The sequence below is a fragment of the Massilia sp. genome (assembly GCF_031995545.1).
Lineage (GTDB): Bacteria > Pseudomonadota > Gammaproteobacteria > Burkholderiales > Burkholderiaceae_D > Telluria.
This window is the reverse complement of record NZ_DAMAGA010000031.1, coordinates 39,380-63,632: the sequence shown is the minus strand read 5'-3', so window position 1 is coordinate 63,632 and position 24,253 is coordinate 39,380. Positions and strand designations below refer to the sequence as shown.

At 68.5% G+C, this 24,253-nt stretch carries 20 protein-coding genes and 1 pseudogene; 12 read left to right on the top strand and 9 right to left on the bottom strand.

Going from position 1 to position 24,253, the window contains the following annotated elements:
- Positions 1-89 precede the first annotated feature (89 nt).
- The 3 genes from RTQ83_RS18610 to RTQ83_RS18600 all read right to left on the bottom strand — a co-directional run bounded on the left by RTQ83_RS18610 (position 90) and on the right by RTQ83_RS18600 (position 2,309).
- The gene (locus RTQ83_RS18610; RefSeq protein WP_312517713.1) at positions 90-401 is read right to left on the bottom strand and encodes a c-type cytochrome; all 312 of its coding nucleotides are present in this window, start codon (positions 399-401) and stop codon (positions 90-92) included.
- A gap of 109 nt (positions 402-510) precedes the next feature.
- The gene (locus RTQ83_RS18605) at positions 511-633 is read right to left on the bottom strand and encodes a hypothetical protein (RefSeq protein ID WP_312517710.1); all 123 of its coding nucleotides are present in this window, start codon (positions 631-633) and stop codon (positions 511-513) included.
- 32 nt (positions 634-665) lie between these two features.
- A complete protein-coding gene (locus RTQ83_RS18600) occupies positions 666-2,309 on the bottom strand; it encodes a methyl-accepting chemotaxis protein (RefSeq protein ID WP_312517707.1) in 1,644 nt (547 codons plus the stop codon).
- A gap of 230 nt (positions 2,310-2,539) precedes the next feature.
- Between RTQ83_RS18600 and RTQ83_RS18595 the strand changes: the two genes are divergently transcribed.
- The 5 genes from RTQ83_RS18595 to RTQ83_RS18575 all read left to right on the top strand — a co-directional run bounded on the left by RTQ83_RS18595 (position 2,540) and on the right by RTQ83_RS18575 (position 9,532).
- On the top strand, positions 2,540-4,009 hold the full coding sequence (locus RTQ83_RS18595; protein ID WP_312517702.1) for an ATP-binding protein: 1,470 nt from the start codon (positions 2,540-2,542) through the stop codon (positions 4,007-4,009).
- Positions 4,006-4,647, top strand: coding sequence for a response regulator transcription factor (locus RTQ83_RS18590; protein ID WP_312517699.1), 642 nt, complete (start codon positions 4,006-4,008; stop codon positions 4,645-4,647). Before RTQ83_RS18595 ends, RTQ83_RS18590 begins: the two co-directional genes overlap by 4 nt.
- Before the next feature lie 104 nt (positions 4,648-4,751).
- The gene (locus tag RTQ83_RS18585) at positions 4,752-5,135 is read left to right on the top strand and encodes a response regulator transcription factor (RefSeq protein ID WP_312517696.1); all 384 of its coding nucleotides are present in this window, start codon (positions 4,752-4,754) and stop codon (positions 5,133-5,135) included.
- Positions 5,135-6,826 carry a bifunctional diguanylate cyclase/phosphodiesterase gene (locus RTQ83_RS18580; protein WP_312517693.1) on the top strand — a complete coding sequence of 564 codons (1,692 nt, stop codon included), beginning with the start codon at positions 5,135-5,137 and terminating at the stop codon, positions 6,824-6,826. The genes RTQ83_RS18585 and RTQ83_RS18580 overlap by 1 nt, the downstream gene beginning before the upstream one ends.
- Positions 6,827-6,877: 51 nt before the next feature.
- Positions 6,878-9,532 carry an EAL domain-containing protein gene (locus tag RTQ83_RS18575; RefSeq protein ID WP_312517690.1) on the top strand — a complete coding sequence of 885 codons (2,655 nt, stop codon included), beginning with the start codon at positions 6,878-6,880 and terminating at the stop codon, positions 9,530-9,532.
- 35 nt (positions 9,533-9,567) lie between these two features.
- Here RTQ83_RS18575 and RTQ83_RS18570 read toward each other — a convergent pair whose 3' ends face one another.
- Positions 9,568-10,479, bottom strand: coding sequence for a LysR family transcriptional regulator (locus RTQ83_RS18570; protein ID WP_312517687.1), 912 nt, complete (start codon positions 10,477-10,479; stop codon positions 9,568-9,570).
- A gap of 107 nt (positions 10,480-10,586) precedes the next feature.
- On the opposite strand from RTQ83_RS18570, the gene RTQ83_RS18565 reads away from it, so the two are divergent.
- The 3 genes from RTQ83_RS18565 (at position 10,587) to RTQ83_RS18555 (ending at position 14,632) form a co-directional block, all read left to right on the top strand.
- A complete protein-coding gene (locus RTQ83_RS18565) occupies positions 10,587-11,795 on the top strand; it encodes an MFS transporter (RefSeq protein WP_312517684.1) in 1,209 nt (402 codons plus the stop codon).
- Positions 11,796-12,008: 213 nt separating this feature from the next.
- Positions 12,009-12,548 (top strand): ankyrin repeat domain-containing protein, encoded by a 540-nt coding sequence (locus tag RTQ83_RS18560; protein WP_312517681.1) that lies wholly within the window; start codon positions 12,009-12,011, stop codon positions 12,546-12,548.
- A 191-nt stretch (positions 12,549-12,739) separates the two neighbouring features.
- Positions 12,740-14,632 carry a sensor domain-containing phosphodiesterase gene (locus RTQ83_RS18555; RefSeq protein ID WP_312517679.1) on the top strand — a complete coding sequence of 631 codons (1,893 nt, stop codon included), beginning with the start codon at positions 12,740-12,742 and terminating at the stop codon, positions 14,630-14,632.
- A gap of 14 nt (positions 14,633-14,646) precedes the next feature.
- On the opposite strand, the gene RTQ83_RS18550 is transcribed toward RTQ83_RS18555, so the two are convergent.
- The 4 genes from RTQ83_RS18550 to RTQ83_RS18535 all read right to left on the bottom strand — a co-directional run bounded on the left by RTQ83_RS18550 (position 14,647) and on the right by RTQ83_RS18535 (position 16,826).
- Positions 14,647-15,210 (bottom strand): PEP-CTERM sorting domain-containing protein, encoded by a 564-nt coding sequence (locus RTQ83_RS18550; protein WP_312517676.1) that lies wholly within the window; start codon positions 15,208-15,210, stop codon positions 14,647-14,649.
- 195 nt (positions 15,211-15,405) lie between these two features.
- Complete coding sequence (locus RTQ83_RS18545; RefSeq protein WP_312517672.1) at positions 15,406-15,699, bottom strand: putative quinol monooxygenase; 294 nt, start codon at positions 15,697-15,699, stop codon at positions 15,406-15,408.
- Between the two features lie 15 nt (positions 15,700-15,714).
- A complete protein-coding gene (locus RTQ83_RS18540) occupies positions 15,715-16,197 on the bottom strand; it encodes a GNAT family N-acetyltransferase (RefSeq protein WP_312517669.1) in 483 nt (160 codons plus the stop codon).
- Positions 16,198-16,325: 128 nt separating this feature from the next.
- Positions 16,326-16,826: a hypothetical protein gene (locus RTQ83_RS18535; protein WP_312517666.1), complete on the bottom strand. Its 501-nt coding sequence runs from the start codon at positions 16,824-16,826 to the stop codon at positions 16,326-16,328.
- Between the two features lie 358 nt (positions 16,827-17,184).
- Here RTQ83_RS18535 and purU point away from each other — a divergent pair, with 358 nt between their 5' ends.
- Positions 17,185-18,075, top strand: coding sequence for a formyltetrahydrofolate deformylase (gene purU / locus RTQ83_RS18530; RefSeq protein WP_312517663.1), 891 nt, complete (start codon positions 17,185-17,187; stop codon positions 18,073-18,075).
- A gap of 75 nt (positions 18,076-18,150) precedes the next feature.
- On the opposite strand, the pseudogene RTQ83_RS18525 reads toward purU, so the two are convergent.
- A pseudogene (locus RTQ83_RS18525) lies at positions 18,151-19,554 on the bottom strand (ABCB family ABC transporter ATP-binding protein/permease).
- Between the two features lie 624 nt (positions 19,555-20,178).
- Here RTQ83_RS18525 and RTQ83_RS18520 point away from each other — a divergent pair.
- From RTQ83_RS18520 to RTQ83_RS18510, 3 genes are read left to right on the top strand one after another with little or no spacing between them, the layout of a single operon-like run.
- The gene (locus tag RTQ83_RS18520) at positions 20,179-20,706 is read left to right on the top strand and encodes a 2Fe-2S iron-sulfur cluster-binding protein (RefSeq protein WP_312517660.1); all 528 of its coding nucleotides are present in this window, start codon (positions 20,179-20,181) and stop codon (positions 20,704-20,706) included.
- A complete protein-coding gene (locus RTQ83_RS18515) occupies positions 20,703-21,746 on the top strand; it encodes a xanthine dehydrogenase family protein subunit M (RefSeq protein ID WP_312517657.1) in 1,044 nt (347 codons plus the stop codon). Before RTQ83_RS18520 ends, RTQ83_RS18515 begins: the two co-directional genes overlap by 4 nt.
- Positions 21,743-24,070, top strand: coding sequence for a xanthine dehydrogenase family protein molybdopterin-binding subunit (locus tag RTQ83_RS18510; protein ID WP_312517655.1), 2,328 nt, complete (start codon positions 21,743-21,745; stop codon positions 24,068-24,070). The genes RTQ83_RS18515 and RTQ83_RS18510 overlap by 4 nt, the downstream gene beginning before the upstream one ends.
- The last annotated feature ends 183 nt before the right edge of the window (positions 24,071-24,253 follow it).

Below are 24,253 nucleotides of genomic sequence, written 5' to 3'. Positions count from 1 at the left end.
GAACAATTGCTAAGCATCGCAATCAGACTTATCCCTAGCTAACGGTGACAGCGCCAAAAAAAAGCGGCGCCCGAAAGCGCCGCCCCTCATCATTTCTGTGCCAGGATCCACCTGGCCAGCGTCTGCGCCTCGGCTTCGCTGACCTGGCCGTTGGCCGGCATCGGGATCGGGCCCCAGGTGCCGCTGCTGCCCTTGCGTATTTTTTGCGCCAGGCGCGCTTCGGCGCCGGCGTCTTTCGCATACTTGGCGGCGACGTCCTTGTAGGACGGGCCGACCAGCTTGGACCCGACGGCGTGGCACGCCATGCAGGCCTTGGCCTTGGCCAGTTCCGGGTTCGCCTGGGCTGCGGGCATGGCGGTGGCGGCGGCAAAGGCCGCTGCCAGGATCATGGACTTCTTCATCTGTACTCCTGTGGACGCTGTAACGACAATCGGGCGCTGCGGCCCGGGGATGACAGCCTGGCCCCGGCGCAGCGCGCATGATAGCCGACAACGGCGCGCCGAAGAACCCCTAGCGGATCGCGACGCCGCGCTCCGGCAACGGAGTATTGACGATGATCGCGGTCGCGCCGAAGGTCAACAGCAGGACCGCGCAGGTCATCAGTAAGATGCGCAGGCCGGACGATCGCAGCATGCCATCCTCCAGTCGAACCAGGCAGCGCAGGCTCATGCCGGCACCGCTGCGGCGGGCAGGCGCAGCAGGCGGCGCGCGACGGTTTGCGGCGCTGCCGCGCCCGCCCCATGCGCGGCCGCTGCAGCCGTTTCGGGCAGGCGGAACGCCGCCACCAGGCCGGCCAGCCCCACCGCCTGGCGCTCCAGTTCCGCGGTCGACGCCAGCGCGTGGCCGGCCAGCTCGGCATCGTGGCGCGTCGCCTGGTCGATTGCCGCCAGCGAACTGCTCAGCTGTTCGACGCCGGCACTCTGTTCGCGCGAGGCGGCGCTGATCTCGGCCACGATGACGGCCACCTCGCCGGCACCGGCGGCGACATCGCGGACGGCGGCGCCCGCGCTGGCGGCTACCGCGGCACCGGCGCGCACCCGCGCCAGCGATTCCTCGATCAGATGGCGGATCTCGCGCGCCGCGCCGGCGCTGCGGCTGGCCAGGTGGCGCACCTCGCCCGCCACCACCGCGAAGCCACGTCCGCTCTGGCCGGCGCGCGCCGCCTCCACCGAGGCATTCAGCGACAGCAGGTTGGTCTGGAATGCGATCTCGTCGATCACCGCCACGATGCCCGACATGCGCTGCGCCGAATCGCTGATGCCGGCCATGGTGGCGCCCACCTCTTCCATCGCGCCGGCGCCGTCGGCCGCGGCGCGCGCGCCCTGCCCGGCCAGCTCGCTGGCGCGCACCGCGCGCGCCGCGTTGCCGGCCACCGTGGCGCTCATCTCTTCCATCGTGGCGGCGGTTTCTTCCAGCGTTGCGGCCTGTGCCCCGGCGCGCTGGGCCAGTTCACGGCTGCCGGCCACGATGTCGCCCGCCACCCGCTCCACCTGGGCCGCGCCGAGGCGGATCTGGCGCACCATGTCTTCCAGGCGCGCATGCATGCGCGCCAGCGCCACCAGCAGCTGCCCGGTTTCGTCCTTCCCGCGCGCGACGATCGCGCCGTCGAGCCGTCCCTGGGCCACGCGCCCGGCCAGCGCCACCGCCTCCTGCAGCGGCGCCGCGATCTGGCGCGCGATCCAGAATGCCAGCAGTGCGCCCGACAGCAGCGCGCCGGCCAGCAGCGCCAGCGCGCTGGCGCGCGCCTGGCGGTAGACCTCCCCGGCGCGCGCGGCCGCAGCCGCGCTGCCCGCTGCGTCGATATCGACCAGGGACGTCACCAGGTCGGCGCTGCGGAAGTTGTGGCGGCGCGACTCTCCCCGCAGCAGCGTGCGCGCCGCTGCCTTGTCGCCTGCGCGCGACAGTTCGAGCACCTGGCGCGCAGCGCGGCGGTAGGCGGCCAGCGACTGCTCGAACTGCGCCAGCGTCGCGCCCTCCGCCCCGCCGTGGACCAGGGCGCGGTAGCGCACCATCCTGGCGTCCAGGTCGGCCATCTGGCGCGCCATCGCGGCCTCGTAGTGATCGTGGTCGGCGTCGCGGTCGGACAGCACATGCTGCACCTCGTAGGTGCGGTAGCGCAGCAGCGCGCCCTTGATGTCGAGGATCTGGCTGACGCTGGGCTGCCACTTGTCGCGCATCTCGTCGACCACCGCATGCAGCCTGCCCATCTGGGCCATGCCGAACGCGGCCAGCAGCACCATCGGCGCCGCCATCGATGCCACCGCCAGCATGATCTTGGTGGCGATTTTCAAGTCCCGGAACCATTCCATTGTCTGTTCTCCTCGGTTGACGGGCTCCCCAGCGGCGCCCGGATCGGTACAGGAAGCGATCATAGATTTCCAGCACCGGGCCGGCCATGCCATGTTGGTATCGCCAACCTATACCTTGGTGTGATGTCCTGCCACTCGCACCGAACGGTTACTTGCCATATACTTCAGATGGTCGAAAGACAAACAAACGGGATGCGGCCGCGCGCCGCCTATAAAAACAGAAAGAGAACATGTTCCAGTCTCCCAGCTCGAACTTGCGGGCCGCCGGCATGGTGCTGCTCACCCTCGCGATCTTCGCGATCGACGCCTTCACGGCGCTCGATATCGCCATCGCCGTCCTGTACGTGGTGGTGGTGCTGTGCGCGACCAGCGTCTGGCCGCGCCGCGGCGTGCTGCTTACCGGCGTGGCCTGCGCCATGCTGACGGTGGTCGCATTCGCGCTCACCCACCACGAGCTGGTCTCGAGTCCGATGGCGCGCTGCGTGGTCAGCGTCGCCGCGATCGCGATCACCACCCTGCTGGCCATGGCCGGCATGGACGCGACCGAGTCTCTGCGCCAGCGCTCCGAATCGCTGCGCCTGTCCGAAGCCTTCCTGGCCAGCACCCAGCGCATCAGCCGCACCAGCAGTTTTCGCTTCCAGGCGCCGGGCGGCGCGCTGTACTGGTCGGACGAAGCCGCGCGCATCTTCGGCGTCGGGCTGGACCAGACCCCGACCCTCGACCTGGTGCGCGAACAGACCCACCCCGACGACCGCCACCTGATCACGCTGGCGACCGAGCAGGCCGCACGCGGCGAACCGACGATCGAACTGCGCCATCGCCTGTGCCTGCCCGACGGGGTGATCAAGCACGTGCACATGATCGCGCGCCTGGCGGCAGTACGCGGCAGCCAGTTCGAATACCTTGGCGCACTGATGGACGTCAGCGCGGCGCACGCGGCGTCCGAGGCACTGCACCGAACCCAGGCCCAGCTGGCGCACGCGACCCGCGTCACCACCCTGGGCGAGCTGGCGGCGTCGATCGCGCACGAAGTCAACCAGCCGCTGGCGGCCGTCAGCACCAACGGCAATGCCTGCCTGCGCTGGCTGAACCGCCCGCAGCCGGACCTGCTCGAGGCACGCCTGGCGCTCGACCGGATCCTGGCCGACACCTGCCGCGCCAGCGAAGTCATCAAGCGCATCCGGGCGCTGGCACGCAAGGGCGAGGCGCAACGTTTGCCGCTCGACCTCGGTACCCTGCTGCACGACACCGCGGCCCTGGTCCAGCGCGAGCTGAGCAACCACCGCATCGTGTTCGAACTGCGCCTGGCGCCCAAGCTGCCGCCCGTCGAAGGCGACGCCGTGCAGTTGCAGCAGGTGGTGATCAACCTGCTGATGAATGCGATGCAGGCCATCGACGGCGCCGCTCCCGACGCGCCCCGGCGCGCGCGCCGCATCGTGGTCGGCACCCGCCTGGACGGCGGCCAGGTCGAGGTCGCGGTGTCCGACACCGGCCCCGGCTTGAGCGAAGCCCAGGCCGGACGCCTGTTCGAAGCCTTCTACACCACCAAGGCCGATGGCATGGGGATGGGCCTGGCGATCTGCCGCTCGATCGTGGACGCCCATGGCGGACGGATCCGGGCCCTGCCCACGGCCGGTCCCGGCGCCACCATCGCGTTCAGCCTGCCGAGTGCCGCCCTGGCCGCGAAGGTGGCGTCATGACGCCCGTCCAGTCCGGCGACGCGCCGCTGGTATTCATCGTCGACGACGACGCCGGCCTGCGCGCTTCCCTGTCGAGCCTGCTGCGTTCGTGCGGCTTCCAGGTCGCCGGCTATGCCTCCGGCGCCGAGTTCCTGGCCGCCACGCTGCCGGAGCGGGCCTGCTGCCTGCTGCTCGACGTGCGTTTGCAGGGCGCCAGCGGGCTCGATTTCCAGGCCGAACTGGCGCGCCGCCGGATCGCGCTGCCGGTCGTGTTCATGACCGGCCACGGGGATATCCCGATGACGGTGCGTGCGATGAAGGCCGGCGCGGTCGACTTTTTGGCCAAGCCGTTTCGCGAGCAGGACCTGCTCGACGCGGTGGCGGCGGCGCTGGCGCGCGACCACGAGCGGCGCGCCAGCGCACGCGCGGCCGATGCCCTGGCGGCGCGCTATGCCGGGCTGACGCCGCGCGAGCGCGAGATCATGGGCCTGGCGGCGAGCGGCCTGATGAACAAACAGATCGCCGGCCAGGTCGGCACCAGCGAGATCACGGTCAAGATCCATCGTGCGAACGCAATGCGCAAGATGCAGGCCAAGACCTTCGCCGACCTGGTGCGCATGGCCGAAGCGCTCGGCCTGGGCGCCGGTGCGCACTCCTGATCCACGCCCGATCCTATACCCGGGTATGATGTCGCGCGGCCGCGAATCCGGCTATCCTGCTTGCGACAACAGGATGCCTTTCGCCTCCTGAACCGGAGCGCATCGTGTCACACCAGCAAACAATTTCCATCATCGACGACGACGAATCGGTGCGCCAGGCGCTCGGCAGCCTGGTGCGCTCGCTCGGTTTTGCCGCCGCCCTGTTCGGGTCGGCCGAACATTTCATCGCGGCCGGCGCCGTCGCCGACAGCGCGGTGGTCGTCACCGATGTCCAGATGCCCGGCATGACCGGGATCGACCTGCAGGAGCGCCTGCGCCGCGAAGGGCACACCGTGCCCATGATCTTCATCACCGCCTTCCCCGAGGAAGCGCTGCGCAAGCGCGCCTTCGCCGCCGGCGCCTGCTGCTTCCTGGGCAAGCCGTTCGACGGCGACGTCATGATCCGCTGCATCGAGGCGGCGCTGGCGCCCGACATGCCGATCTACTGATGGCGCGCCGCTTCCCGACGCTGGCCCAGGCCCTGGCTGCGCGCCGCCTGCGGCCGGCCATCTATGCGCTGCTGGCATGCGTGATCGGCTGCGGCGCGGCGCTGTCGTTCACCCTCGAATCGACCACCGCCCAGGTGCGCGCCAGCAGCGCGCCCTGGCGCGCCGCCACGGGCGACGCCGGCCGCGAGCCGGCGCCCGGCAACATCGCGCCCGCGATCGGCGGCGATATCGAGCGGGACATCGCGCGCATCACGCGCATGGTCCACCTGTTCAACCTGTTCGCGCTGGCCACGGCGGCCTTCATGATCTGGCAGTTGCGCGAGCGCTTTCGCAGCGAGGACGAGCTGGCGCACCAGGCCGGCCACGATCCGCTGACCGGCCTGCCGGACCGGCGCAGCCTCGACCTGGCCCTGCAGCGCCTGGGCCCGGACCTGCCGGCCACCCTGGTGCTGGGCACCATCGACCGCTTCGGCGCCGTCATCGGCAGCTACGGCCACGGCTTCGGCGACCGCATGATCCAGAGCATGGTGGCGCGCATCGACACCATGGCCCAGCTTCACGGCGGCCAGCCATACCGGCTGGACGGCGCCAACATCGCGGTGCTGTACCGGCTGGGGCGCGACGACCTGGCGCTGCTGGGCGCGGTCGAGGCGCTGCTGCGCAGCGTGCGCACGCCGTTCGCGGTCGACGGCCACGAAGTGTTCTCGAGCCTGAGCCTGGGCCTGGCCGGCACGCCGCAGGACGGCGCCGACGCCGCGGCGCTGCTGCGCCACGGCGGCGGCGACCGCGCACTGGCCTACAGCGCCGGCCTGAACGCGCGCAGCGCCCAGCGCCTGGAACTGGAAACGGCGCTCAGGCGCGCGATCGAGCGCGGCCAGCTCGAGCTCCATTACCAGCCGCAGCAGCGTCTGGCCGATGGCGCGCTGGTCGGCTTCGAAGCCCTGCTGCGCTGGCGCCACGATGAACGCCAGGTGTCGCCGGCCGACTTCATCCCGCTGGCCGAGGCGAGCGGCCTGATCGTGCAGATCGGCGAATGGGTGCTGCAGCAGGCCTGCCGCCAGGCGGTGCTGTGGCGCGCGGCCGGCGCGCCGCCGCTGGTGGTGGCGGTCAACGTGTCGCCGCGCCAGTTCGCCCAGCCGGGCTTTGCCGACATGGTCAGGCGCACGCTGCGCACCAGCGGCGCGCCGCCGGCGGCGATCGAACTCGAGATCACCGAGGGCGTGATGGTGGAAGGCGGGGAGCGTGCCGAAGCGCTGCTGCGCTCGCTACGCGCGCTCGGCCTCAAGCTGTCGATCGACGACTTCGGCACCGGCCATTCGAGCCTGGCCTACCTCAAGCGCTTCGCCATCCACAAGCTGAAGATCGACCAGTCCTTCGTGCGTGCGCTCGACATCCGGGCCGGCGGCGAAGCCGGCTGCGCCGGCGCCGACGCCGCCATCGTGCAGGCGGTCATCGGCCTCGGCCACAACCTGGGGCTGCAGGTGATCGCGGAGGGCGTCGAGACGTCCGCCCAGCGTTGCCTGCTGTGCGACTGGGGCTGCGACCAGATCCAGGGCTACCACTACGGCCGGCCGATGGATGCTGCCGCCGCGACCGCCTTCATCGCCGACGCGGCAGGCGGCGCGGATGCGGTCGCGGATGCGGTCGCGGATGCGAAACCGCAACTCATACCCGATCATACTCAGGTGTGATAGCGGGCGGGCGCGGTCCCGCCCAGAATGTGCAGCATGGAGGAACCTGACATGCCCGCACAACTTCAACCGCAACTGCCGCCATCGCGCCGCCACCTGACCGAATGGATCCTGTTCGCCGCCGGCCTGCTGTCGAGCGGCGCGATCCTGCTGTACATGATCCTGACCGAACGCGCCGGCGCCATCGAAGGCGACGCCGCGCGCATGCGCGCCCAGTCGCTGGTGATCGACCAGGCGCTGTACCGCCAGCTGGCCGGCGTGCGCTCGGCCCTCGACAGCGCGCGCCATGCGCTGCAGCCCGACAGCAGCTGCGACAGCGCCTGCCGCCGCACGCTGCTGCAGTCGCTGCGGCGTTCGATGCCGGGGGTACGCGCCCTGCTGTCGATCGGCGCCGACGGACGCATCGCGCTGTCGGACGACGACATCGGCGACCGCCGCCTGGATGACCGGCGCTACCTGGACGGCCTGCACCACCTGTGCAATGCGAGCGCGATGACGGTGTCCGATCCGTTCGAGAACGCGCCGGGCGAATTCAACATCAAGGTCTCGATGTCGCTCGGGCTCGACAACGGCTGCGGGCGCGGGGCGGTCAGCGCGATCCTGAATCCCGACTACTTCGACGCCGTGATGCGCTCGGCGCTGTACGCACCGGACATGTACATCGCGATCGCCGACGCCGGCGGCCGACGCCTGCTGTACGTGCCGCCCGACCCGGCCATGATGCGGCGCGGCCTGCCCGAGCGGGCTGACGACGGCGTCGAACGGCTGGTGGTCCGGCGCGGCATGACGCTCGACGGTCTGCAGATGAACCGCGAGCTGGTGATCGCACTCGGGCGCGAGGCGGCCGAGGTGACCCGTCCGTGGCGCCGCCTGGCGCTGACCTGCATCGTCGGCTGGAGCCTGTTCTGGCTGACCTGCTGCGCCGGCCTGGTGATGGCCCAGTCCCGGCGCCGCGCGCTGCGCGTGCTCGAGCATGCGGCTGAACTGGACCGCAGCGACGCCGCCGAGCGTGTCGAGCTGGCCCTGAACGGAGCCAGTCTCGGCCTGTGGGACTGGGATCTGGAACGGCAGCGCCTGCGCGTCGATGCGCGCGGCTGCGCCATGCTCGGGTACACCTTGCTGGAACAGGAACAAGGCCAGGTCGACTGGAACGCGCTGGTGCATCCGGAGGACGCCGACGCCTTCGCGAGCGAACTGGAACGTCACAAGGCGGGCCTGAGCCAGAGCTTCGAGGCCGAGTTCCGCCTGCGCCACCGCGCCGGCCACTGGGTCTGGATCCAGTCGCGCGGCAAGGCCGTCGCGCGCGGGCCGGACGGGCGCGCACTGCGCATGCTGGGCACGCGTTCCGACATCAGCGCGCGCCGCCACGCCGAGGCCGAGATCGCCCACCTGGCGTTCTACGACGGCCTGACCAACCTGCCCAACCGGCGCCTGCTGATGGACCGGCTCGGCCACGCGCTGGCCAAGGCCGGACGCGCCGGCGGCTACGGCGCGGTGCTGTTCGTCGACCTGGACAACTTCAAGACCCTGAACGACACCCTGGGGCACGACATGGGCGACCGCCTGCTCGAGATGGTGGCGTTCAGGCTGCAGCTGGTCACGCGCGAAGCCGACACCGTGGCGCGCCTGGGCGGCGACGAGTTCGTGGTGCTGCTGGAAGACCTGGGCGCGGCGCCCGGCGCGGCCGCGGGCACCGCCGAGATCGTGGCCCAGAAGGTGCTCGACACCCTGAGCATGCCCTACCAGCTCGAGGGCCACGAGCTGCGCAGCACGCCGAGCATCGGCGTAGTGCTGTTCGGGGATGCCCACCACACCATCGGCGACCTGCTGCGCCAGGCCGACATGGCGATGTACGAAGCCAAGGCGGCCGGCCGCGCCACCTTCCGCTTCTTCGATCCCGGCATGCAGGCGGCGGTCGATGCCGCCACCCGGCTCGAAGCCGACCTGCGCCAGGCCCTGGTCGACCATGAATTCGTGCTGTACTACCAGCCGGTGGTCGACGCCGGCGGCGCAATGACCGGGGTCGAAGCCCTGATCCGCTGGCACCATCCGCAGCACGGCCTGGTCTCGCCGTCGGCCTTCATCGGCCAGGCCGAAAAGGCCGGACTGATCGTCGCCATCGGCGACTGGGTGCTGGAGGCGGCCTGCGCCCAGCTGGCGGCCTGGTCGCACCATCCGGCCAGCGCCTGCCTGTCGATCGCCGTCAATGTCAGCGCCGGCCAGTTCCAGGGCAGCGGTTTCGTGGAGCGGGTCCGCGCCATCCTCGAGCGCAGCGGCGCCGACCCGCGCCGGCTCAAGTTCGAACTCACCGAAAGCATGCTGGTACAGGATGCGGAAGACATGGCCGAGCGCATCGGCACCCTGCGCGCGCTCGGCATTGGCTTCGCGCTGGACGACTTCGGCACCGGCTACTCGTCGCTCAACTACCTGCGCCGCCTGCCGCTCGACCAGCTCAAGGTCGACCAGTCGTTCGTGCGCGACATGCTGACCAACCCGAGCGCGGCCGGCATCGTGCAGGCGATCGTGCACCTCGCCGACAGCCTGGGGCTGGACCTGGTGGCCGAAGGCGTCGAGACGGCCGAGCAGTGGCAGCACCTGCGCCTGCTCGGTTGCGAACGCTTTCAGGGCTACCTGTTCGCGGCGCCGATGCCGGCCGACGACCTGGGACGCCGCTACCACCTGGGGACCGTGGCATGTGCGGCATGACCGCCACCGGCGTGCAGTGCGGCACGCGCGCGGCCTCAATCTTCCAGGCGCAGGTCCGGATCGTCGGCGAACAGCGCGGCCAGCCAATCGGCGAAGGCACGCAGGCGGGCATTGGCGCTGCGCGCCTGCGGGTACAGCAGCGACACCGGCATCGGGGTCGGCGGCGCCTCCGGCACGACCTCGACCAGCTGGCCGGCATGGGCGCGCATCTGGTAGCGCGCCAGCTGCGCCAGGCCGAGTCCCTGCAAGGCCAGGATCAGGTTGCCCTCGGCGTCGTTGACGGCGATGGCGCCGTGCGGCGCGGCCTCGCGCACCAGCGCGCCCTGCTGCAGTTGCCAGGGGAATGCGCGCCCGGTGCGGCCCGAGAAATGCACGATGCCGGCATGGCCGGCGATGTCGTCGACCGACACCGGGACACCGCGCCGCGCCAGATAGGCCGGCGCAGCAGCGATCGCGAAGCGCATCAGGCCGATGCGGCGCGCCACCAGTGCCGAATCCTGCAGGGCGCCGACGCGCAGTGCGCAGTCGACGCCTTCGGCGGTGAGGTCGACCAGGCGGTCGCTCAGGCTGATGGTCAGGTCCAGCCCGGGATGGCGCTCACGGAATTGAGCGATGCGCGGCAGGATGATGGCGCGCCCGAGCGCGCCCGGCAGGTCGATACGCAGGCTGCCCTGCAGGTGCTGGCCCGCTTCGCCCAGGAACGCCGCTTCGGCAGCCTCGATTGCAGCCAGTATCTCGCCGCATTGCCGGTAGTAGCGCTCGCCCTCGGGGGTGAGCGACAGCCGGCGCGTGGTGCGCTGCAGGAGCTGTGCGCCCAGATGGCGCTCCAGCTTTTGCATGGTCGCCGTCAGCGCAGCGCGCGGCAGGTTGAGCGATTCGGCGGCCTTCGAGAAGCTGTTGGCCTCGACGATCCGCACGAAGGTTTGCATGGCCTTGACCTTGTCCATGATTGTTCATTTTAAATGAATTATGTAGGTGCATTATGCACTAATTATCTTTCAGCATCCTCGTCCTAGAATGTTTCCCTATACCCGCTCCTGAAAGGAACAGCACCATGAAACCCTCCAAGTACCAGTCCATCTCACCCGGCATGACGGCCTTGCTGGCCGCCGCTGCCGGCATCATCGTCGCCAACCTGTACTACGCCCAGCCGCTGGTCGGCTCGATCAGCGCCGCCCTCGGCATGCCGCCGGCCGCCGCCGGCCTGGTGGTGACCCTGACCCAGATCGGCTACACGCTCGGCCTGCTGTTCATCGTGCCGCTGGGCGACCTGCTGGAAAACCGGCGCCTGATCGTCGGCGGCCTGGTGGCCACTGGAGCCGCCCTGCTGCTGGCGGCGAGCGCGAACCAGGCCTGGCAATTCCTGCTCGCCGCGCTGGCCATCGGCCTGGGTGCGGTGGTGGCCCAGGTGCTGGTGCCGTTCGCCGCCCACCTGGCGCCCGAAGCGACCCGCGGCCGCACCGTCGGCAAGGTGGTCAGCGGCCTGCTGCTGGGGATCATGCTGGCGCGTCCGGTGGCGAGCCTCCTGGCCGGTGCCGGCGGCTATCACGCCGTGTTCGGCATCGCGGCGGCGCTGGTGCTGGGCCTGGCTGTGCTGCTGCACTTCAAGTTGCCGCAGCGCCGTCCAACCTCGCCGCTGCGCTACACCGCGCTGATCGGTTCGCTGTGGTCGCTGTTCACCAGCACCGTCGTGCTGCGCCGCCGTGCGCTGTACCACGCCGGCCTGTTCGGCGCCTTCAGCCTGTTCTGGACCGTGGTGCCGCAGGCGCTCGGCAGCGCGCGGTTCGGCCTGAGCCAGAACGGCATCGCGGTGTTCGCGCTGGTCGGCATGGCCGGCGCCGTGGCCTCGCCGATCGCCGGCCGCCTGGCCGACGCCGGCCGCACCCTGGGCGCCACCGCGCTGGCCCTGGTGCTGGGCAGCCTGAGCTTCGCCCTGCCGCTGTTCGCGCCACAGGCCAAGGCACCGGCGCTGGCCCTGCTGGCCCTGTCTGCGATCGTGCTCGACGCCGCCGTCGCCGCCAACCTGGTGCTCGGCCAGCGCGCCCTGTTCACGCTCGGCGCCGAAGTGCGCAGCCGCCTGAACGGCCTGTACTTCGCCCTGTTCTTCGCCGGCGGCGCGTTCGGTTCGGCACTGGGCGGCTGGCTGTACGCGGAATATGGATTCGGCGCCGCGCTGGTGGCGGGTATGCTGCTCCCGGCCGTGGCGCTGCCGGTGTGGCTGATGGAAGCGGCCGAGCATACGGCGGCGCGCCGCACGGCTTGATCCGTCGGAAGCGATGCGTGAAGCGCGCAGTGCCACCGCTGTTCCTGGTGGCTCTGTGCGTTTCGTTGTTTGTATCGTAGTCAGTGCCGGGTATGTGCTAGCATGACATTCGCCTGCTGTTGGTTAGTTACTTTTATAGCAGAGCGCCGTCTCCCTTTCGCAGCGCGACACCCGATATGTTTTAATCGGACATCGACATCACTCGGAGTCACCATGCAGCCCGACCAGCCAGCCAATTCCCCAAGCGGCGCCGCGCCTGAACTCGACGAAGCCACCCTCGCCTGGGTGCGCCAGGTATTCCAGCATGCGCGCGCCGGCGAGGCCGAACCGCTCGGCGCCCTGCTCTCCCAGGGCTTGCCGCCCAATCTGCGTAACGAGCGCGGCGACAGCCTGCTGATGCTGGCCGCCTACCACGGTCACCTGGACGCGTCGCGCGTACTGCTCGAACACGGCGCCGATCCCGAACTGATGAACGATGCCGGCCAGACCCCGCTGCACGGCGCCGCCTTCAAGGGCGACCTCGGCGTCGCCACCCTGCTGCTCGACCGGGGCGCGCGGCCCGACCACGCCGGACCGTCGGGCAAGACCGCACTGATGTTCGCCGCCATGTTCAACCGCAGCGACATCCTGCGCCTGCTGATCGAACGCGGCGCGAACCCGGCCGCGCGCGACGCCGACGGCGTGAGCGCACTGGACGCGGCGCAGCGCATGGGAGCCCACGACACCGCCGCCCTGCTGTCCGCGCTGGCCTAGCGCGCCGGCAGGCCGGGCCCCCGCACGGTTCGGCCCGGCATTTGCAAACAGCGGCCACATCTGGCGTAATGCATCTGACGTAATACATATGACGTAATACCGCCGTAATGCTTATGACCGCCGGCGCTCACGGGCTGCCGGCGCGGCCGGGTTTTCCCGGACCATCCGCCCGTGGACTTGGACCATCAGGCATGCAAGCACCGCGCATCCCGCTCGACGAGGTGCGGCGCCTCGCCGCCCTGCACGCCACCCACCTGCTCGGCAGCGCGCCCGAGGAAGCTTTCGACCGCATCACCCGCATCGCCAGCCGCGTCACCAGGACACCGATCGCCCTGGTGTCGCTGGTCGGCAAGGACGTCCAGTGGTTCAAGTCGCGCTGCGGCTTCGAGCTGCAATCGACGGCGCGCGACATCTCGTTCTGCGGCCACGCCATCCTTGGCGACGAGCCGATGGTGGTGCCGGATGCCACCCTCGACCGGCGCTTCGCCGGCAACCCGATCGTCACCGGCGAGCCGCACGTGCGCTTCTATGCCGGGGTGCAGCTGTACTCGGTCGACCGGATGAAGATCGGCACCCTGTGCGTACTCGACCACGAAGCGCGCACCCTGGCCGACGCCGACCTGGAATGCCTGCGCGACCTGGCGCGCATGGTCGAGCAGATGATCTATCACCGCCAGCTGGCGGCGGCGGCGCAGTCGCTGCACGCCCAGCTGGCAGGCCAGCCCGGTGGCGCCGGACGCGCAACCGCTCCCGGTCTGCCGGCCGCCGCTGCCGAGGTCGAGTTCTTCCTGACGCACGACGTGCTGACCGGACTGGCCAACCGCCAGGCGCTGGTGCGCGCGATCCAGAACGGCATCGTGCGCTGGCGCGACCGCGCGGCCAGTGCGGTGGTGGCCTGCGTCAACCTGGACCGTTTCAAACGCCTCAATGAACTGCTGGGCCACCGGGCCGGCGACGAAGCGCTGGTGGCGGTCACGCGCAGCCTGCAGCAGCACCTGGGCGACGGCGACATGCTGGCGCGCGCCGGCAACGACGAGTTCGTCCTGCTGCTCAACGACGCCGGCGACGAGACCCGCTCCCGCGAACTGCTGGGGCGACTGATGGCGGCGGTGAACCGCCAGATCATCGCCGGCGGCAACGAGATCGCTCTCACCTGCAGCATCGGCTACGCGCGCTATCCCGACGATGGCGACGATGCCGACGCGCTGCTGAACAATGCCGCCAGCGCCATGCGCCATGCCAAGGCGCTGGGCGGCGGCGCCATCGCGCAATTCGCCGCCGGGCAGCGCCGCGAACTGGGCCGGCGGCTGACGCTGGAGAGCCACCTGCGGCGCGCCGCCGACAGCGGCGAACTGTTCCTGCAATACCAGCCCAAGATCGACCTGCGCAGCGGCCAGGCCGCCGGCTTCGAGGCGCTGCTGCGCTGGCAGCATCCGGAATTCGGCGTGATCTCGCCCGAAGAATTCGTGCCGATCGCCGAAGAAACCGGCCTGATCGTGCCGATCGGCGAGTGGGCGCTGCGCACCGCCGTGGCCCAGCTGGCGACGTGGCAGGCCGAGGGCCTGCCGCCGCTGCCGGTGGCGGTGAACCTGTCGGCGCGCCAGTTCCTGCAGACCGATGTGGTGGCATTGGTGTCGGGCCTGCTGAGTGAAGCCGGCATCGCGCCCGAGGTGCTGGAGATCGAGCTGACCGAAAGCCTGTCGATGGCCGACCCGGCGCGCAGCGTGGTGGTGATGCGGCAGTTGCGCGCGCTCGGCGTGACGCTCAGCATCGACGATTTCGGCACGGGTTATTCGAGCTTCGCCTACCTGAACCGGCTGCCGATCGACAAGCTCAAGATCGACAAATCCTTTATCCAGGACATGGCGCACAGCGCCGAATCGCTGGCCATCGTGGGAGCGATGATCGCCATGGCGCACCGGCTGCATCTGGCGGTGGTGGCGGAAGGCGTGGAAACGTCGGACCAGGTGGCGGCATTACGGCGCGCCGAGTGCGACCAGATCCAGGGATTTTTCTACTCGAAGCCGCTGCGCGCGGCCGATTGCGCGGCCTGGATCCGGGACCGGATCGAACAGGCCGCGTAGGGACAGGGAATCGATCAGCGCCGGCGGCGGCGGCCGAACCAGGCGGCCAGCAGGCCGAGGCCGGCGATGGCGGCGCTCGACGGTTCCGGGATCTGCGCCCGCAGTTCGCCCAGTTCGCCGTAGCAGGACACATCCATTTCACCGCACGGGCCGACATCGCTGCGCGTATCGAGCATCTCGAACGAGGTGCCGGTGCTTTGCATGATGAAGTGGCTGTTGGTGTCATTGGCGAGGATGAAGCCGCTCAACATCCCGTTCGGCAGGAAGTTCAGGTCGAGCTTGATCGAATCCGAACCGTATTGCGGATAGGTACGGTAATGGAAGTCGATGTAGTTCAGCCGGGTATAGGTGCCATCGCCATTCTCGCCATCGAGCCAGAACTTCAGCGACAGCAGACTGTTCTGCGGATAGATGCACTGGTCGAGATAGCAGGCCGCCTCGAAATCCAGTTTCAGCTTGCCGGCCTTGACGGCTGCATCGGAAAACACCATTTCCAGCTTCATCGGTCCGGCCATATTCTCGGATGCGGCGGTCTGGTGCCAGGTGTACAGGACGCCCGCTTGGGCGGTTTGGGCCAACGATTGGGCCAGCAAGGCGGCTGCGACCAACACGGAAGAAGTAATACGTAACATCATTTCGCTCCTCAGGTAACTCTGAATAACAAGAAGCAAGAAATAAGCCAGTAACATTTCCACGAGCTACTTCTTTGATTTAAATCAAGAAATTATTTTCTGGATGAGTTACGTATTTACTAGTGTTAAATTTTCCGACAGTCAGACCACCGGCGCCAGCTTGCGGATCTCGACCGGACGGTCGATCAGCGCCGGCAGATCGGCCACCAGCGCCGCCATGTGGGCGCTGTCGTCGTGCGACTGCAGCGCCTCGGCGCTGACCCAGTACTCGACCATCACCAGGCTGGCTGCGTCGTCGGCGGCGCGGTGCATGTCGTAGCGGATGCAGCCGGCCTCCCTGCGCGTGGCTTCGATCATGGTACGCATGCGCGCTTCGAGCGCCGCTTCCTGGCCGGGGCGTGCATGCAGGGTGGCGATGACGGTGACTTGGGTCATGGTATTCCTTCGATATCAGGGTTGGTGAAGCGGGCGTGTCATGTAGATCGCGCCGCCGGGATAGGTGGCCAGGCCGGTCTGTGCGTCTGGCGCCGGGCTGACCTGGAAACCGAAGCCGGCCCAGAAGCGCGCGCTGTCCTGCACCGACACCAGGGCCGCATGGCGCAGGCCCCGGGCACGGCCGGTGTCGAGCAGGCGCCCGACCAGCGCGCGCGCCAGCCCGGCGCCGTGCGCGCGCGGCGCCACCGACAGGTCATGCAGGTAGAGGGTATCGGGGTCGGCGGCAGGGTCGAACACGGCCCCGAGATCGGTAACCGCGCCCAGGCGCGACGGATAGGCGAACAGATAGCCGCACACGCCGCCGGCGTCGCTGGCAACCGCGCAGGTGGCGGCGGACGACTGCAGGCGCGCCGCGACGATGGCGCGCGCTTCCTGCATCGCGGGAGGGTAACAGGCGGCCTGGACCTCCATGACGGCGTCCAGGTCGCCTCGAAGCATCGGGCGGATCCGGTGAGGCATGCGAAACGATTGCCGCCATTGGCGACGAGCAAAAGTTCGATGGTAGCACGCGCCCTGCAGGCGCGCCGGAGGCCGCCCCCGCCTCGCGCACCGGCCGGTCGAGGCGCTTACTTCTTCAGCAGGATGCGGCCCTTGAGCTGGATCGTGCCCTGGCCGGTCTTCATGTCTTCGCCGCCGTTCAGGTCGCCGCCTCCGGTGGCCTTGAAGTAGCGGCCGGTGCCGCCGGTGATGGTGAAGGTGGCGCCGTTGAACACGAACTTGGTACCCTCGCCGGTCGGCACGAACTGGCCGCCGTACTTGGCGAACAGCTGCTCGCCGGTCAGCATGGTGACAACGAAGATGCCGTCGCTGAAGGTGAACGAGGTGCCGTTCGGGGTGATGCAGTCATTGGCGACGAAGCCGACCTTGCCCAGCGACGGGCTGGAGCCGAAGCCCAGGATGGTACCGCCGAACTTCGACGCGCAGCGCAGCGACGGGCCGACCAGTTCCTGCAGCACGCCGTTGATCTCGAGATCCTGATAGGTCTGCTTGGCCGCGCTGGCCGGTGCGCAGAGCGCGCTCGATACCAGTGCCGAGGCGAAGGCGATACGCAGGGTGGACTTGAACATGTGGACTCCGTCAGATTGTGAAAACATCGGTTGTAAGAATTTAAAAGCTTAACTTTTTGAAATGTTTTCTGGCGCACAGATGATGAACAAATGTGTACAAAATGACACAGCGCAGACGGTCTGTTTCGGCTAGAAATCGTGACGATGTCGCGCCAATGCGCCTGCGTGGCGCAGTCCCGAATACCCTTGACGGACGGGCGCCGATCATCCATTCTAAATATTCTGACAATATTGCCTTGCCAGCGTCGCCGAACGGGCGGCGCCCGCATGCCGGACGCGGCGCCACTCATCCGTGGCCTGCCAGCGCCCGCCGGGCAGCCCCCTTTCCAGCAAGACCGCAGACAAGACAGGACAACGCATGAGTACCCCAGAGCCGGCTTCGACCGGACGCATCGAATACATCCTCCACGCCAGCTGCCCGGCCGGCACCGGCATCGTGGCCGCCGTCGCCGGCTTCCTCGCCGGGCGCGATTGCTATATCTGCGCGCTCGAGCAGTTCGACGACGACTCCACCGCGTGGTTTTACATGCGCGCCGTGTTCCGCCGCCAGGACGGTTCGCCGCCGATCGAAGCCATCCGCGACGAGTTCGGCGCATCGGTGGCGACGCGCCTCGACATGCAGTGGAAGATCCACGATCCGCGCGAGCCGGTGCGCACCGTGATCATGGTCTCGAAGACCGACCACTGCCTGGACGACCTGCTGTACCGCCGCCGCAATGGCGAACTGAACATGACGATCACGGCGGTGGTGTCGAACCACCTCGACCTGCGTCCGATGGTCGAGCGTGAAGGGATCCGTTTCATCTTCCTGCCGGTGACCAAGGACAACAAGGCGCAGCAGGAAGCGCGCCTGCTGGAGGTGTTCGAGGAAACCGACTCCGAGCTGGTGATCCTGGCACGCTACATGCAGATCCTGTCGGACGAACTGGCGCGCAAGCTGGCCGGCAAATGCATCAACATCCACCACTCCTTCCTGCCCGGCTTCAAGGGTGCCAAGCCGTATCAGCAGGCGTTCGACCGCGGCGTCAAGCTGATCGGCGCCACTGCGCACTACGCCACGCCGGACCTGGACGAAGGGCCGATCATCGAGCAGGTGCTCACCCGCGTCGACCACAATTACCGGCCCGAGCAGCTGACACGGGTGGGGCGCGACAACGAATGCATGGCGCTGGCGGCGGCGGTCAAGTTCCATATTGAACGACGCGTGTTCGTCCACGGCAACAAGACGATCGTGTTCCGCGGGCCGTAAGGTCCGCGCCGCATCCCCGCCGCGCGGCGCCGGCAAGTTGCCTGCTCACTGCCGGACCAGGCGCCGGCGCCGGGCTCACCCGCGCCCGTGATCGCTGTCGATCCGCTGCTGCAGCAGCCACAGCCGCGCGTATGCCCCTTGGCGCGCGAGCAGTTCGGCATGCCTGCCCTGCTCCACGATCCGCCCCCGGTCCATCACCACGATCCGGTCGGCATGCATGACCGTCGACAGCCGGTGCGCCACCACCAGCGTGGTGCGCTCGCGCGCCAGCCGGTTCAGTTCCTCGGTGATGGCGTGCTCGGACACGGCATCCAATGCCGAGGTCGCCTCGTCGAACACCAGGATGCAGGGATTCTTGAGGATGGTGCGCGCGATGGCGATGCGCTGGCGTTCGCCGCCGGACAGCATGGCGCCGCGCTCGCCGACCCGGGTGTCGTAGCCGTCCGGCAGCGCCGCGATCATGTCGTGCACGTGGGCCGCGCGGCAGGCGGCAATGACGTCGTCGCGCGTGCAGCCCGGACGGCCTTAGGCGATGTTGTTGCCGATGCTGTCGTTGAACAGCGGCGTCTCCTGCGGCACCACGCCGATCGCGCGCCGCACGCTGAACGACTGCAGGCGGCCGATGTCCTGGCCGTCGACCAGGATGCGTCCGCTCGCCGGCACGTAATAACGCAGCAGCAGCCGCGCCAGCGTCGACTTGCCCGACCCGCTGCGCCCCACCACCGCCAGCGTGCTGCCGGGTGCGATACGCAGGTCGACATCGACCAGCGTCGGCCGCCCTTCCTCATAGGCGAAGCCGACCCGTTCGAATACGACTTCGCCGGGCCCGGCCCGCAGCGGCGGCGCGTCGGGCGGATCGACCGTCTCGGGCCGCTCGCGCAGCAGCGCAAACAGGCGCTCGGCATTGACCCAGGCGTCGCGCGCCTCGCGGTAGACGAAGCCGAGTGCATTCAGTGGCAGGCACACCTGCAGCGCATAAGCGTTGATCAGGACCAGGTCGCCCACGCTCATGCGCCCTTGCAGCACCGCCTGCCCGGCCAGCAGCATGATCGCCGCCACCCCGGCCGCGATCAGCGCGCTCTGCCCCACGTGCAGCGTGAACAGCGCGCGCTGGTTGCCGGCGCCGGCCGCGCGCCACTCGTCCATGATGGCCGCGAAGCGCTTCGCTTCCAGCGCTTCGTTGGTGAAGTACTTGACCGTGTCGTAGTTGATCAGGCTGTCGGCCAGCCGCCCCTTGGCATTGGAGTCAAGCTTGTTGACGCGGCGCTGGTACACCACCCGGCGCGCCGTGAATACGAGGGTGAAGCCGGCGTACACCAGAAAGGTGAGCAGGATGACGATGGCGAACCCGATTTCATAGGCGTCGAGCATGATGGCCAGCACCAGGCCGATCTCGACCAGGGTCGGCACGATGGTGAACAGCGCCACCCCGAGCAGAAAGGCGATGCCGCTCGTGCCGCGGTCGATGTCGGGCAGCAGGCTGCCCGGGCTGCGCCGCGCGTGGAAACGCGGCCCCAGCGCGTGCAGGTGGGCGAAGGTGGGCGAAGGTGCGCTGGGCGTAGCCGGAGACGGCGCCCAGCGTCACGGTCGAGAACAGCAGGTCGCGCAGTTCGTTGAACAGGGTGCTGGAAAAGCGCAGCACCGCATAGCCGGCCAGCAGCCCGACCGGCAGCACCAGCGGCGGGTGGCCGCCGGCGCCGCCCTGGAAAGTGTCGATTTTGCGCTTGAGCAGCAGCGGCACCGCCACCGTCGCCAGCTTGGCCACCAGCAGCAGCACCAGGGCCGCGCCGATGCGCCAGCGATGGCGGCCCAGCACCTGCCACAGCTCGCTGGCGATGCCGCTTTGCGTGTCGGATCGGTTCTGCTCGGCCATCGCTCTTCCCGTCGAGGTACTGACGGTTGGACCGGCTACGCCGATGGCTATTGCGTGCGGCCGGCTGAGACGGCGCAAAGCGGATGTCCGGAATGTGTCTTTACTCCCGGACGGCGCGCCAAATTGCCCGTAGAAAATGTTAAATCAATCTCAAGAATAGGTGCGTCATCTAACCGAAGCGCCCGCGCGCGCGCGGTTATGGTCGAAGCTTGACTTAGAGAGGATGAACCATGGAACTTCACCAGCAGTATCCGGTCCGCCTGCGCATCAACGGCCAGGACCGCGAATTCAATGTCGAGTCGTGGGTGACCCTGCTCGACCTTTTGCGCGAACGCGCCGACCTGACCGGTACCAAGAAGGGTTGCGACCACGGCCAGTGCGGCGCCTGCACGGTGCTGGTGGACGGCAAGCGCATCAATTCCTGCATGACGCTGGCCGTGATGCAGAACGGCCGCGAGCTGACCACGGTCGAAGGCCTGGCCGACGGCGAGAACCTGGCGCCGATCCAGCAGGCCTTCATCGATTGCGACGCCTTCCAGTGCGGCTACTGTACCCCCGGGCAGCTGTGTTCGGCCGTGGGCCTGATGAACGAAGGCCAGGCCAAGACCCTGCACGACGTTCGCGAACTCATGAGCGGCAACCTGTGCCGCTGCGGCGCCTATCCCCAGATCACCGAGGCGGTGGCGGGCGTGATGGGCATCACTGAACCGGGCGCCGACGGCAAGTCGGCGTTCACCACCGGTCCGGTGCTCGCATGAATCCGTTCATCTTCAACCAACCCAAGGACCTCGACGGCGTCCTGTCCGCGCTTCAAGCGCACGACACCCGCCCGATCGCAGGCGGCACCAACCTGATCGACCTGATGAAGGAAGGCGTGATGAAACCGCCGAATCTGGTCGACATCAACCTGATCCAGGGCCTGGACGGCATCGAGGCCGGCGCCGACGGCCTGCGCCTGGGCGCGCTCGGGCGCAACGCCGACACGGCCTACCACCCGGTGGTGCGCGAGCGCTATCCGCTGCTGAGCGCCGCGATCCTGGCCGGCGCCTCGCCCCAGCTGCGCAATATGGCGACCAACGGCGGCAACCTGATGCAACGCACGCGCTGCGTCTATTTCTACGACGTCGGCACCCCGTGCAACAAGCGCGAACCGGGCACTGGCTGCCCGGCCAAGGATGGCTTCAACCGCCAGCTGGCGATCCTGGGCACCAGCGAAGCTTGCATCGCCACCCACCCGTCCGACATGTGCGTCGCCCTGCGCGCGCTGGACGCGACCGTGCACGTCAAGTCGAGCCAGGGCGGCGAGCGCGCCATCCCGTTCGCCGAGTTCCACCGCCTGCCGGAAGACCGGCCGGAGATCGACAACACCCTGCAGCCGGGCGAACTGATCGTCGGCATCAGCCTGCCGGAGCTTGATCGCTTCAAGGCCCACTCGGCCTACATCAAGGTGCGCGACCGCCTGTCGTATTCGTTCGCGCTGGTGTCGGTCGCCGCCGCGCTCGACCTCCAGGCCGACGGCACCATCAAGGAAGCGCGTATCGCCCTCGGCGGCGTGGCGCACAAGCCATGGCGCGTGGAAGCGGCTGAACAGACACTGGTCGGCCAGGCGCCGACGGAAGCGGCCTTCCTGGCCGTGGCCGACGCCATCCTGCATGGCGCCCGGGGCTACGGCGACAACGACTTCAAGCTGCCGCTGGCGCGCAACGCCATCGTCCAGGCACTGACCAGCGCCACCCGCGGCACCGACTATGCGCGCGGCGAGCGTACCAGCACAGCAGAACAAGGAGAACAAGCATGACCGACCTGATTCCAGAACTGCGCACCCCGACCGCGCCCGCCGGCACCGGCCGCGTGCACAGCGGGATGGCCGTGTCGCGCGTGGACGGCCGCGCCAAGGTCACCGGCCAGGCCCAGTACGCCGCCGAATACACGGCGCCCGACCTGTGCTACGGCGTGGTGGTGAGCGGCACCATCCCCAAGGGCCGCATCAGCAAGATCGATACCGTCGACGCCCTCACCGCGCATGGCGTGATCGCCGTGATGACCCACGAGAACCGCCCCAAGATGCGCGGCTTCGACATCGCTTGGAAAGACATGACGGCGCCGGCCGGCTCGCCGTTCCGCCCGCTGTTCAGCGACGAGATCTTCTACAGCGGCCAGCCGGTCGCACTGGTGATCGCCGACACCTTCGAGGCCGCGCGCTACGCAGCGTCCCTGGTGCGCGTGCACTACGAGCAGGAAGAGCACCAGACCGACATGATGAAGATGCTGGACCAGTCGTACAAGCCGCGCCCGCTCAAGGCCGGCTTCACGCCGCCCAGCTCGACCGGCGACGCCGAAAAGGCCTACAAGGCCGCGCCGGTGAAGATCGACGCCCAGTTCTACAACGGCGTCGAGCACCATAACCCGATGGAGATGTTCGCTTCGACCGTGATCTACGGCGAAGACGGCCACCTGACCGTCTACGACAAGACCCAGAGTTCGCAGAACAGCCGCTGGTTCCTGTCGCACGGCCTCGGCATCTCGAAGGACAAGCTGACGGTGCGTAACCCGTACGTGGGCGGCGCCTTCGGTTCCGGCCTGCGTCCGCAGTATCAGCTGCCGCTGGCGGCGATGGCGGCCCTGCAGCTGAAGCGCTCGGTGCGCGTGGTGCTGACCCGCCAGCAGATGTTCAGCTTCGGCCACCGTCCGGAATGCTGGCAGCGGGTACGCCTGGCGGCCGACCATGACGGCACCCTGAAGGCGATCTGGCACGAAGCCAAGCAGGAGACTTCGCGCCTGGAGGACTATGTCGAGGTGATCGTCAACTGGTCCGGCCAGCTGTACGCCTGCAACGACGTCACCCTCAAGTACGAGCTGGTCGGCCACGACCGCTTCTCGCCGCTCGACATGCGCGCCCCGGGCGCGGCCCACGGCGTGCACGCGCTCGAAGTGGCGATGGACGAGCTTGCCTACGAGCTCAAAATGGACCCGCTGGCGCTGCGCCTGAAGAACTACACCAACGTCGCCCCGATCGAGGACAAGCCGTTCTCGACCAAGGAACTGATGGAATGCTACCGCCAGGGCGCCGAGCGCTTCGGCTGGGAGCGGCGTCCGATGGAACCGCGTTCGATGCAGGATGGCGAGGAAATGGTCGGCTGGGGCATGGCCACCGGCATCTGGGATTCGCTGGTGATGGTGGCCCGCGTCAGCGCCGTCCTGCACAGCAACGGCCGCCTGGTGGTGAGCAGCGCCGCATCCGACATCGGCACCGGCACTTACACCGTGATGTCGATGATCGCCGCCGAGCAGCTAGGCCTTCCGCTGGAACAGGTCACCTTCCAGCTGGGCGACTCGACGCTGCCGATGGCGCCGATCGAAGGCGGTTCGTCGCACGTGGCCACGGTCGGTTCGGGCGTGCACGGCGCCTGCGACAAGCTGAAAAAACAGCTGCTGAAGATGGCGCTGGCGATGAAGGACACGCCGCTAGGCAAGGCGAAGATGCGCGATGTCGAATTCGGCGACGGCTTCGTGTTCCTGAAAAAGGATCCGGCCGTGCGCGTGGCCTTGACCGAGGTGCTGGCCGATGCCGGCGTGGATCGGGTGGAAGAGAAGTTCTTCATGACCCCGCAGATGCTCAAGCAGCGCAAGTACACCCGCGCGGTGCACTCGGCGGTGTTCTGCGAAGTGCGCGTGAATGAAAAGCTGGGCATGATCCGCGTCACGCGCGTGGTCAGCGCGATCGCGGCCGGGCGCATCATCAGCGCCAAGACCGCGGCCAGCCAGATCAGCGGCGCGGTGGTGTGGGGCATCAGCCAGGCGCTGCACGAGGAAAGCCATACCGACCACCGCTTCGGGCGTTTCATGAACCACAACTACGCCGAGTATCACGTGGCGGTGAATGCCGACATCCATGATATCGACGTCATCTTCGTGGAAGAGGACGACCGCATCGTCAGCAAGCAGCTCGGCGCCAAGGGCGTGGGCGAGATCGGCATCGTCGGCGTGGCCGCCGCGATCTCGAACGCCGTGTTCCATGCCACCGGCAAGCGACTGCACACGACGCCGATGACGCCGGACAAGCTGATGGTGGGCGAGCGCCAGCTGCCAGCCAGCGAAGAGATGGCGAAGATGAAGACCTGATCGGGTCCCATTGCTCGCTCCAGGCCGCCGGCAACCCCGGCGGCTTTTTATTACCGTAGGGTTGGGGGCTTTGCCGCCGACGCGGTGATCGTTATGGCCTCCGATGTCGTGCCGGATGATCTTGTGGCCAACAATCACCGCGTCGGCGGCAGAGCCGCCAACCCCACAGTGATATGCAGGACA